This is a genomic window from Caulobacter sp. ErkDOM-E (assembly GCF_048541895.1).
In the GTDB taxonomy this organism is placed as follows: Bacteria; Pseudomonadota; Alphaproteobacteria; order Caulobacterales; family Caulobacteraceae; genus Caulobacter.
The window spans coordinates 1,931,466-1,941,664 of record NZ_CP183331.1 but is presented as its reverse complement, the minus strand read 5'-3'; the positions used below and the strand labels follow the sequence as shown (position 1 = coordinate 1,941,664).

At 66.8% G+C, this 10,199-nt stretch carries 9 protein-coding genes and 1 tRNA gene; 4 read left to right on the top strand and 6 right to left on the bottom strand.

Annotated features, from left to right (window positions below; all coding sequences use genetic code 11):
* Positions 1-190: 190 nt before the first annotated feature.
* From ACN2C7_RS09505 to ACN2C7_RS09495, 3 genes are all read left to right on the top strand, one after another.
* On the top strand, positions 191-1,714 hold the full coding sequence (locus tag ACN2C7_RS09505; RefSeq protein ID WP_419321272.1) for a circularly permuted type 2 ATP-grasp protein: 1,524 nt from the start codon (positions 191-193) through the stop codon (positions 1,712-1,714).
* Positions 1,715-1,748: 34 nt separating this feature from the next.
* On the top strand, positions 1,749-2,690 hold the full coding sequence (locus ACN2C7_RS09500) for an alpha-E domain-containing protein (protein WP_419321271.1): 942 nt from the start codon (positions 1,749-1,751) through the stop codon (positions 2,688-2,690).
* A gap of 73 nt (positions 2,691-2,763) precedes the next feature.
* Positions 2,764-3,744 (top strand): transglutaminase family protein, encoded by a 981-nt coding sequence (locus tag ACN2C7_RS09495; RefSeq protein WP_419321270.1) that lies wholly within the window; start codon positions 2,764-2,766, stop codon positions 3,742-3,744.
* 4 nt (positions 3,745-3,748) lie between these two features.
* Here the strand turns inward: ACN2C7_RS09495 and ACN2C7_RS09490 are convergent, their stop codons facing one another.
* The 4 genes from ACN2C7_RS09490 to ACN2C7_RS09475 form a co-directional block, all read right to left on the bottom strand.
* Positions 3,749-4,768, bottom strand: a complete 1,020-nt coding sequence (locus tag ACN2C7_RS09490) for a sulfate/molybdate ABC transporter ATP-binding protein (RefSeq protein WP_419321269.1) — start codon at positions 4,766-4,768, stop codon at positions 3,749-3,751.
* Positions 4,769-4,785: 17 nt separating this feature from the next.
* On the bottom strand, positions 4,786-5,631 hold the full coding sequence (cysW, locus tag ACN2C7_RS09485; RefSeq protein ID WP_419321268.1) for a sulfate ABC transporter permease subunit CysW: 846 nt from the start codon (positions 5,629-5,631) through the stop codon (positions 4,786-4,788).
* Positions 5,631-6,518, bottom strand: coding sequence for a sulfate ABC transporter permease subunit CysT (gene cysT / locus ACN2C7_RS09480; protein WP_419321266.1), 888 nt, complete (start codon positions 6,516-6,518; stop codon positions 5,631-5,633). Before cysT ends, cysW begins: the two co-directional genes overlap by 1 nt.
* A gap of 513 nt (positions 6,519-7,031) precedes the next feature.
* A tRNA-Lys gene (locus ACN2C7_RS09475) sits at positions 7,032-7,106 on the bottom strand.
* Between the two features lie 125 nt (positions 7,107-7,231).
* Between ACN2C7_RS09475 and ACN2C7_RS09470 the strand changes: the two genes are divergently transcribed.
* Positions 7,232-7,906, top strand: coding sequence for a hypothetical protein (locus ACN2C7_RS09470; protein WP_419321265.1), 675 nt, complete (start codon positions 7,232-7,234; stop codon positions 7,904-7,906).
* On the opposite strand, the gene tgt is transcribed toward ACN2C7_RS09470, so the two are convergent.
* Both tgt and queA read right to left on the bottom strand, forming a co-directional pair.
* The gene (tgt, locus tag ACN2C7_RS09465; protein WP_419321264.1) at positions 7,903-9,018 is read right to left on the bottom strand and encodes a tRNA guanosine(34) transglycosylase Tgt; all 1,116 of its coding nucleotides are present in this window, start codon (positions 9,016-9,018) and stop codon (positions 7,903-7,905) included. The genes ACN2C7_RS09470 and tgt overlap by 4 nt on opposite strands.
* 2 nt (positions 9,019-9,020) lie before the next feature.
* Positions 9,021-10,109 carry a tRNA preQ1(34) S-adenosylmethionine ribosyltransferase-isomerase QueA gene (gene queA, locus ACN2C7_RS09460; protein WP_419321263.1) on the bottom strand — a complete coding sequence of 363 codons (1,089 nt, stop codon included), beginning with the start codon at positions 10,107-10,109 and terminating at the stop codon, positions 9,021-9,023.
* Positions 10,110-10,199 lie beyond the last annotated feature (90 nt).

Genomic DNA, 10,199 nt, shown 5'->3' with positions numbered 1-10,199 from the left:
CGGAAATGCAGGGAACGGAAGACAGCGAGCGCTTCCCTCCCCGCCGAAAAGGCGCCCAAATGATGGGCAGTCGTGCGCATTGACGCGGCGGCGGCGAAAATCGCCGACTTCAGACGCCGCGACGTTCTAGGGTTGGGGGCGGCGCGTCTGACTCGACGGAGCCCAAGGCAAGACAAGCGTGGACGAAGGCGTGGCTGCGAAAATTCAAGATCTGGATGCACCGACCCTTCCCCTGACGGAGGCGGCCTACCTGCCCGGTGTCGCCTACGACGAGATGTTCGCGCCCGGTGGCGCGGTGCGCTCGCACTACGATCCCCTGCATGCCCGCATGTCGACCCTGGGCGGGGCCGAGCTGGCAGGGCGCCAGCAGACCCTGGAGCGGTCGTTCCTGCTGCAGGGCATCACCTTCACGGTCTATGGCGGTGGCGAGAACACCACGGAACGGATCATTCCGACCGACCTCTTTCCGCGGATCATCCCCGCCCAGGAATGGGCCAAGATCGAAGCCGGCCTGACCCAGCGCCTTCTGGCCCTGAACCTGTTCCTCGCCGACATCTATGGCGACCAGCAGATCCTGATGGACGGGGTCGTGCCGCGCGAACTGGTGCTGGGCGCGCCGTCCTATCGCCGCGAGATGCAGCACATCTATGTGCCGCACAAATCCTACGCCAATGTCTGCGGCAGCGACCTGATCCGCTGCCAGGACGGCCAGTTCGCAGTGCTGGAAGACAATCTGCGCGTGCCGTCGGGCGTCTCCTACATGCTGGCCAACCGCGACGCGGCCAAGCGCACCTTTCCGGGCACCTATCGCGCCGCCGGCGTGCGTCCGGTCGAGCGCTATCCCGACCTGCTGCTGGCCACACTGAAGAGCATGAGCCCCGAGTGGCGGCCCAATCCCCAGGTCGTGGTGCTGACGCCTGGCGTCTACAACTCGGCCTATTACGAGCACGCCTATCTGGCGCGGCTGATGGGCGTGCCCCTGGTCGAGGGCCGCGATCTCGTGGTCCACGACAACATGGTCTACATGCGCACGACCACGGGCATCCGCCGGGTGGACGTGATCTATCGCCGGGTGGACGACGACTTCATCGATCCCCTCACCTTCCGGCGCAACTCCTCGCTGGGCGCGGCGGGCCTGTTCAACGCCTATCGGGCCGGCAATGTGGTGATCTGCAACGCGCCGGGCACCGGGGTGGCCGACGACAAGGCCGTCTATGCCTATGTGCCCGCGATCATCCGCTACTATCTGGGCGAAGACGCCATCCTGCCCAATATCGAGACCTTCCTGTGCCGGGAGGCGTCGCAGCTGGGCTATGTGCTGGCCAATCTGGACAAGCTGGTGGTCAAGGCCGTCGGCGCTTCGGGCGGCTACGGCATGCTGGTGGGCCCGCACGCCACCCAGAAGGAGCGCGACGACTTCGCTATCGCCATCAAGGCCGATCCCGAGAACTATATCGCCCAGCCGACCATCCAGCTGTCGACCGCGCCCTGCCTGGTGGATGGCCGGATCGAGCCACGCCACGTCGACCTGCGCCCCTTCATCCTGTCGGGCGAGAAGACCATCGTTACGCCCGGCGCCCTCACCCGGGTCGCCCTGAAGCGCGGCTCGCTGGTGGTCAATTCCAGCCAGGGCGGCGGATCCAAGGACACCTGGGTTCTGACCGACGATGGCCCCGCCAACGGCTCCAACGGTAATGGGAGCACACGCCCATGATGCTCGCCAAGTCCCGCAAGAAGGGGTCGCTCGCATGATGCTCGCTCGGGTCGCTGACAGCCTCTACTGGCTGGGCCGATACATCGAACGCGCCGAACACCTGTCGCGGCTGTCCAGCGTCATGCTCAACGCCACGCTCGACCAGACCGACGCCGGCGTCCAGGCGGTCTGGATCGCCCTGTCGGCGGTCGGCGAGCCTGAAATGAGCAGCGCCGTCGGCTCGTTCGAGGCGGCAGAGGCGCTGGTTCTGGATCGCGCCGATCCCAATTCGGTGGTCTCGTCGCTGTCCCGCGCCCGCGAGAACGCCCGCCAGGTGCGCGACCAGATCACCACCGAGACCTGGGAGCGGCTGAACCTGCTCTACCTGAAAGTCACCGACGAGAACGCCAAGCGCGACTTCGCCGACGCCTCGACCACCTTCCTGCACGACGTGATCGCCGACCTGCACCTGTTCAAGGGTGCGGCAGACACCACCATGAGCCACGGCGAGAGCTGGCGGTTCATGATGCTGGGCATGTATCTGGAGCGCGCCCAGCTGGTTTCGCGCCTGCTTGAGGTGTGTTTCGCCGAAACGCCCGGCCGGCAGATCAATGACCACATCGCCCTGGTCAGCCTGCTGCGCATGGCCTGCGCGCTTGAGCCCTATCTGCGGGTCTACACGGCCGAGATCGAGCCCCGGCACATCCTGGAGTTCCTGGTCTTCGACGAGGACTTTCCGCGCTCGATCCGCTTCGCCACGTCGCAGATCGAGGCCAATCTCAGCGTGCTGGCCCGCCGGGCCGGCGGCGAAGGGGCCGGGCCTGAACGCATCGCCGGGCGCCTGAAAGCCCGCCTGCAGTTCGCCGACATCAACGAACTGGAAAACCAGGGGGCCGGCGCCCTGCTGGCCACCGTCGTCAACGAGTGCGCGCGCATCCACGAAGCGATCTATGAGACCTTCGTGGCCTATCCGCTCGAAATGCGTCTTCCGGCCTAGGACCGCGAGCGTGACAGCCGAAAGTGTCAGCGGTTTCGGCGCCCGTCACGCGACCAAGTAAGGACATCATCCCGTGCTGCTCGAAATCCGCCACGTTACCCAGTACCACTACGAGCGCCCGGTTCGCGAAAGCCTGATGGAGCTGTGGATGCAGCCCCAGAAGACCGCCCGTCAGCGCCTGATCAGCTTCGAGCTGGACATCAATCCGGCCGCCCAGGTGTTTTCCTACGCCGACAGTTTCGGCAACGCCGTCTATCACTTCGACGTGCCCCAGCCGCACGACAAGCTGACCATCGTCGCGCGCTCGGCGGTCGAGACCGAGTCGCCCGGCGACCGCCCTGACGCCCTGGACATGGGTGAATGGGACCGGCTTCGCAGCGAGTTCGTGCGTGGCGAGTGTTTCGACTTCTTGCGGATGCACGGCTTCGTCGAGACCACCGAGGCGCTGGACGCCTTCGTCAACGAGCACAATCTGGACGACCTGCGCCGCAGGGATCCGCTGACGGCGATGCGGATGCTGTCGGAGACCATCTATCAGGCCTTTGAATATCAGCCCGGCGTCACCGACGCCGACAGCCCCATCGACCTGGCCCTGAGCGCCGGCCGCGGGGTCTGCCAGGACTTTGCCCACATCATGCTGGCCGTCTGCCGCTCTTGGAACGTCCCGGCGCGCTATGTCTCGGGCTATCTGTTCACCGACCGCGACGCGGGTGACCGCTCCGATCCGGACGCCACCCACGCCTGGGTCGAGGTGTTCCTGCCCAGCCTGCGCTGGGTGGGCTTTGACCCGACCAACAACATGATGACCGGCGAGCGCCATGTGGCCGTGGCCGTGGGCCGCGACTATGCCGACGTCACGCCCTCGCGCGGCGTTTACAAGGGCGACTCAGACAGCGAACTGGCGGTGGGCGTCTCGGTGCGGCGGGCCCGCGCGGCCTTGGCCGAGCCGGAGTTCCTGCGCATGGCGCGACCCAACTTCGCCGGCGGACGCCGTCGCCCTGACAATGCCGCCGCCCTCCGCCACGATATCCACCAGCAGCAGCAGCAGCAATAGCGGCCTATGCCGGGAAGACGTGGGCCTTGCGGGCCGACAGCTTTACCGCGCCGGTAAACTGCTCGGCCTGGTCGCGTGACACCGTCACCTCAATGCGGCGACCGTCCGGGGTCAATCCGTCGACGGTCGCCAAAGCGCCCTGGACATGAACGCGGTTGACCTGGACGGCGAAGCCCGCCTCGTCCAACACCAGATCGTGGGGCCGCACGAAGCCGACAGCCTTGCCGTCCGGCAGGCCTGCGGCTGGCAGGAAGATCGAACCCGCGCTGAAACGCCCCTTCGAGATTTCGCCCTCGAAGCGGTTGGCCTCGCCGACGAAGCCGCAAACGAACGGCGAAACCGGTTCATCATGCACCTGGGCCGGCGTGCCGACCTGCTCGATGACGCCATGGTTCAGAATGGCCACCCGGTCGGCCAGGTCGAGGGCCTCTTCCTGGTCGTGGGTCACGAAGATGGTGGTGACGCCGGTGGCGTCATGCACCCGGCGCAACTCCTTGCGCAGCGACTTGCGGACCGTGGCGTCCAGGGCCCCGAACGGCTCGTCCAGCAGCAGCACGCTGGGCTGTACGGCCAGGGCCCGCGACAGGGCCACGCGCTGGCGCTGGCCGCCCGACAGCTGTGACGGATAGCGACCGCCCAGGCCTTCCAGCTCGACCAGGCGCAGCAGATCATCGACGCGCTTGGTGATCTCGGCCTTTGACGGCTTGTCCTTGCCCTTTCGGACATCCAGGCCGAACGCGATGTTGCGGGCCACGGTCATGTGCTTGAACAGCGCATATTGCTGGAACACGAAGCCGACCCGGCGCGCGGCGGCCGAGGCGAAGGTGACGTCCTGGTCGTGGAACAGCACCTGGCCCGCGTCGGGGAACTCCAGACCGGCGATCACGCGCAGCAGGGTCGTCTTGCCCGAGCCCGAAGGCCCCAGCAGGGCCAGCAGCTCGCCGTCGGCGATCTCGAGCCCGACCTTGTCCAGCGCCGGATAGCGACCGAACTTCTTTTCGACGGAACGGATGGAGATGGTCATGAGGTCTGGCGTTCCGATCAGTGGCCGCCGCGCCGGCGCGAGCCGGGCTGGGCGACTTCAAGCGCGGTCTTGAGGACGAGGGTCACGATCGCCAGCAGACACAGCAGGGCGGCGACGGCGAAGGCCCCGACGAAATCATACTCGTTATAGAGGATCTCGACGTGCAGCGGCATGGTGTTGGTCAGGCCCCGGATGTGGCCGCTGACCACCGACACGGCCCCGAACTCACCCATGGCGCGGGCGTTGCACAGCAGCACGCCATACAGCAGGCCCCAGCGCACGTTCGGCGCGGTCACCCGCCAGAAGGTGTAGAGGCCAGAGGCCCCCATCGAGACGGCGGCCTCCTCCTCGCTGGTTCCCTGCTCCTGCATCAGCGGGATCAGTTCGCGGGCGATGAAGGGGAAGGTCACGAAGATGGTGGCCAGCACGATGCCGGGCACGGCGAAGATGATCTTGATGTCGTTATCGACCAGATGGTCGCCGAACCAGCCCTGCAGGCCAAACACCAGCACATAGATCAGGCCGGCGACGACCGGCGAGACCGAGAACGGCAGGTCGATCAGGGTGATCAGCAGGCTCTTGCCCGTAAACTCGTGCTTGGCCACGGCCCAGGCGGCGCACAGGCCAAACACCACATTGAACGGCACGGTGATCGCGGCGGTTAGCAGGGTCAGCTTGACGGCGGCGATGGCATCGGGATTGGCGATGGCGTCCAGCGCCGGCTGGAGGCCCTTGCGCAGGGCCTCGGCGAACACGGCGGCCAGCGGCAGGATCAGGACAAGACCCAGGAACGCCAGGACCAGGGTAATGATCAGAACCTTGGCCCAGGCGGGATCTTCAGTGGAAAGACGCGGAGCCGCCATCAGGAGAACCTTCTCGCCCAGGCCTGCACGGCGTTAATGACCAGCAGCATCAGGAACGACACGCCCAGCATCACCACGGCGATCGCGGCCGCATTGGCATACTCGAACTGCTCCAGCTGGATGATGATCAGCAGCGGCGCGATCTCGGACTTGTAGGGCATGTTGCCGGCAATGAAGATCACCGAGCCGTACTCGCCGATGCCTCGGGCGAAGGCCAGGGCGAAGCCGGTCAGCCAGGACGGACCCAGGGCCGGCAGGATGATGCGCAGAATGGTGTCAATCCGGCCCGCCCCGAGGCTGGCGGCGGCCTCCTCCACATCGTTCGAAAGGTCGCGCATCACCGGCTCGATGGTGCGGACCACGAACGGCAGGCCGATGAAGATCAGGGCGATGGTCACGCCGATCGGATTGTAGGCCGCCTTGATCCCCAGAGGCGTCAGATAGGCGCCGATCCAGCCATTGGGCGAATAGAGCGTGGCTAGGGCGATGCCGGCCACGGCCGTGGGCAGGGCGAACGGCAGATCGACCAGGGCATTGACCAGCGCCTTGCCCGGAAACTCGTAGCGCACCAGCGCCCAGGCGGTCAGCACGCCGAACACGCCATTGATGGCGGCGGCGACGAAGGCTGCGCCAAAGGTCAGGCGATAGGCCGCAAGGGCCCGCTCGGAGAAGGCCGCAGCGACGAACTGGGCGGGTGACAACTCGGCGGCTTTCAGCGCCACGGCCGACAATGGGATCAGGACGATCAACGACAGGACCGTCAGGGTCACGCCCAGGGTCAGGGTGAAGCCCGGTATGGCCGAGCGACGTCGAAACAGCGGCCTTCGGGCGACAGGGGCGCCCCCCGGAAGTCTTGGGCGGATCGCGGCGGCGGTCTCGGCGGTCATCGTCTGATCGTCGTCCTGGTTCCGGCGAAGTCCGGTGTGAAACGCGCCTGGCCCAGAAAGAGGTCCACGGGCCGCAAAGCTAGGCTGCTTAAATCCCTACCGCATCGGTGGGGTCAATTGAGAATTCTCCCCCGACGACCTCAGAAAAACTTACCATGCAAATCAGCCGCTCGGTGGTTGAACTTGGTTGCCGCTGCATCACGACCCTGCGCGCGCGATACGAACTTCGGGGGAGTTCAAAAGGTGCTGAAGCTGGCCTTCGCAATCATCCTGATCCTGGCGGCCCTGTTCGCATGGCCCTTTGTCGAACCCGCCCTCGAACGTTGGCGGCGAAGCCGTGCGGCCAGGCGTCGACGCGAGCGACAGGACTAGACTCGCGCCCAGCCGCAGTTGCGCAACCGGCTTGTCAGATCTGGCGTTCGTAGGGTCGGAAGCGATCCGCGCGGAACCTTGCCCGCGATCAAGACGCCTGCTTCCTGGTGAAGACGCCAACTCAAGATCAGAGGGTTGGATTGGTAGGCCGGGTGGGGTTCGAACCCACGACCATTCGATTAAAAGTCGAATGCTCTACCACTGAGCTACCGGCCCGCTCACGACGCGGCGACGCCGGTAGAAGCGGCGCGGAACATAGTCGGGGGTCGCCGCAGCCGCAAGCGGGGTTTCGCCGGTTGTTTGACATGACGCCGCCTCTTTTGCCGCGATATGGTCGGTCTATGCGTGAATTCCTGCTCGTCGCCCTGATATTTCCGCTCTCGCTGGCCGGCGCGCCGGCGTTCGCCCAGCAGCAACCCGCGCCGACGCCGCCCGCTGATTCGAAAATCCAGACCACATCGGACGCCAACCGGGACGGCATCTCCGGCGCGGTCAGCGCGCCGTTGCGTGACGTCAATATTGTCCGCACCAAGATCCCGCCGACCCTCATCGAGGCGATGAGCGATCCCTACGCCCGGCCGCAGCGCGTCAATTGCGCCACCCTGATCGGTCTGATCTCGCCGCTTGATGTGGCCCTGGGCGAGGACCTCGACGCCCATCCCCCCGAAGAGAACGAAGACCTGATGGATCGCGGCCGCAAGGCCGCCGGCAGCGCCGCTCTGGGCGCGGTGGCCAGCGCCGCGCAGGACATGATCCCGATGCGCGGCTGGGTGCGCAAGCTCAGCGGCGCCGAGCGTCACGACCGGCTGGTGCAGAGCGCCATCACCTCGGGCAATGTGCGCCGCGCCTATCTGAAGGGCCTGGGCGAGGCGCGGGGGTGCAATCCGCCGGCCACGCCGCAGCACAAGCCGCCCGCGCCCATCCCCGTGGTCGATCCCGGCATGCCGCCGCCGCCCGAAGGCTTCAAGCCGCGCTTCCCGATCGTTCAGACGCCGCCGGCGCCCAAGCCCAACTAGCCCGCAGCGTTGTGCCGCGCCGCGAAGTCGCGGCGGAAGGCCTCGAACCGGCCCTCCGCGATCGCCTCGCGCATGGCCGCCGTCAGGGCCTGGAAGAAGGCGATGTTGTGCCAGGACAGCAGCACCTGGCCCAGGATCTCCTCGGCCTTGAACAGGTGGCGCAGATAGGCCTTGGAATAGTCGCGGCTGGCCGGGCAATCGCTGCCGGGATCCAGCGGCGTATCGTCGTCGGCGAATTTTGCATTCTTGATGTTGATCGCGCCGTCCCAGGTCCAGGCCTGGCCGTGGCGGCCCGAGCGGGTCGGCAACACGCAGTCGAACATGTCGACGCCGCGGGCCACCGCCTCGACCAGATCGATCGGCTTGCCCACGCCCATCAGGTAGCGCGGCTTGTCAGCGGGCAGCAGGTCGGGCGCATAGTCCAGCACCTCGCACATCGCCGTGTGCCCCTCGCCTACCGCCAACCCGCCGATGGCGTAGCCGTCAAAGCCGATGTCCTGCAGCCGCTGCGACGACTCGCGGCGCAGGTTTTCAAACGTCGAGCCCTGCTGGATGCCGAACAGCACCTGGCTGTCGCGCGTGCCGAACGCCGCCTTGGAGCGGATGCCCCAGCGGGCCGACAGCTCCATACCCTCGCGGGCCCGCTTCTCCTCGGCCGGCCAGGCGACGCACTCGTCCAGCTGCATGACGATGTCACTGCCCAGCAGGTCGGCCTGGATCTCCATCGACCGCTCTGGTGACAGGACATGCTTGGAGCCGTCGATATGGCTGGCGAAGGTGACGGCCTCTTCGGTGACCTTGCTGATCCCCGACAGGCTCATCACCTGGAAGCCGCCGCTGTCGGTCAGGATCGGCTTGTCCCACCGCATGAACTTGTGCAGCCCACCCAGGCGCTTCACCCGCTCGGCCGTCGGCCGCAGCATCAGATGATAGGTGTTGCCCAGGATGATGTCGGCGCCGGTGTCCTTCACCTGATCGACGGTCAGGGCCTTCACCGTGCCCGCTGTACCCACGGGCATGAAGGCGGGGGTGCGGATGTCGCCGCGCGGGGTCTTCAGTACGCCGGTGCGGGCCTTGCCGTCGGTGGCGGAGATCTCGAAGGGGAACGCCATGCTCAGGTCTCGTCAGGCTCGGCGGGGAACAGCAGCGAGCTGTCGCCGTAGGAATAGAAGCGATAGCCCGTGGCGATGGCCCGCTCATAGGCCTCGCGCATGGTCTTCTGGCCGGCGAAGGCGCTGACCAGCATGAACAGGGTCGACTTGGGCAGGTGAAAATTGGTCATCAGCACGTCGGCGGCGCGGAAGCGGTAGCCGGGGGTGATGAAGATCGCGGTCTCGTCCGCGAAGGGCCGGATGACGCGATCCTCGCCGGTGGCGCTTTCCAGCAGCCGCAAGGATGTGGTGCCGACGCAGACGATGCGCCCGCCGGCGGCGCGAACGGCGTTGAGGGCGTCGGCGATCTCGGGGGTCACCTCGCCATATTCGGCGTGCATCCTGTGTTCGGACACCACGTCGGTCTTCACCGGCAGGAAGGTGCCGGCCCCGACATGCAGGGTCACGAAGTGCAGCGATACGCCCCTCGCCTTCAGTCGCTCCAACAGATCGGGCGTGAAATGCAGGCCGGCGGTCGGCGCGGCCACCGAGCCGTCCTCACGGGCATAGACGGTCTGGTAATCGGCGCGGTCGCGGTCGTCCTCGGCCCGCTTGGCGGCGATATAGGGCGGCAGCGGCATCTCGCCGTGGCGGGCGATGCCGATATCGAGGTCTGGCCCCGCCTGGTCGAAGGCCAGCAGCACCTCGCCGCCCTCGTGCTTTTCCAGCACGGTGGCGTCCAGGCGATGCTCGTCCGAGCCGAACGCCACGCGGTCGCCGACCTTCAGGCGCTTGCCCGGACGCATGAAGGCTTTCCAGCGATCCGGCGCGACGCGCTGGTGCAGGGTGGCCTCAACCGGCACCGGCGCGCCGTCGCCGCCACCGGTGGTGCGCGCGTCGCGCAAACCCGCCAGCCGCGCCGGGATCACCCGCGTGTCGTTAAAGACCAGGGCGTCGCCGGGGCGCAGGAAATCAGGCAGGTCGCGCACGACCTGGTCGGCCACATCCTCGCCCGGCCGCACCACCAGCAGACGCGCGGAATCGCGCGGCTCGGCTGGGCGCAGGGCAATGTTGTCCTCGGGCAGGACGAAATCGAAGTCGGAAAGGCGCATGGGGCGGCTTCAAGGACACGGCGAGGCCCGCAGGTCAAGATACTCGCCGCCACGCGAGCGCCATGGACAAGCCGGGAGCGGCGGCGCCAA